This window comes from Burkholderia sp. S171 (assembly GCF_009766085.1).
Lineage (GTDB): Bacteria > Pseudomonadota > Gammaproteobacteria > Burkholderiales > Burkholderiaceae > Caballeronia.
In genome coordinates this window covers 1-430 of the sequence record NZ_LMUF01000008.1, presented here as the reverse complement: position 1 = coordinate 430, position 430 = coordinate 1, and the positions used below count along the sequence as shown (strand labels likewise).

1 protein-coding gene is annotated in these 430 nt (G+C 57.9%); it reads right to left on the bottom strand.

Going from position 1 to position 430, the window contains the following annotated elements:
• Window positions 1-94: 94 nt before the first annotated feature.
• Window positions 95-430: transporter substrate-binding protein (locus GSQ93_RS05600; protein WP_158934641.1), on the bottom strand; the 336-nt coding region annotated here is incomplete at its 5' end.

The window sequence follows — 430 nt, the reverse complement described above, 5'->3', positions numbered from 1 at the left end:
CGGGATTCTTGTGCTTGAGTGCGCGGCGGTTCGATGTTTCAACGTTCGTAGCTAGTACTTACTAAGGCTTAAGCTTAAGCCCAAGCCCAAGCCTTTAAGCCACGCGTCGCCGGCGCAGGAAATCCGGAATCGAACTCACCACATCCGGCTTGCCTTCGTTGCCTGGAATGTACGGGCTCCACGGTTGCGCGCGAATGGCCGTCTTCGTGCGCCACACGACGTTGAACTGGCCGTCAGCGCGCACTTCACCGATCATGACCGGCTTGTGCAGATGGTGGTTGCCATCCATCTCAAGCGTGAAGCCCGACGGTGCTGCGAACTTCTGGCCGACCATCGCTACGCGGATCTTATCGACATCGACGCTCTTCGCTTTCTCGGCCGCCTGCTTCCACATGTGGATGCCAACAAAGGTCGCTTCCATCGGATCGTT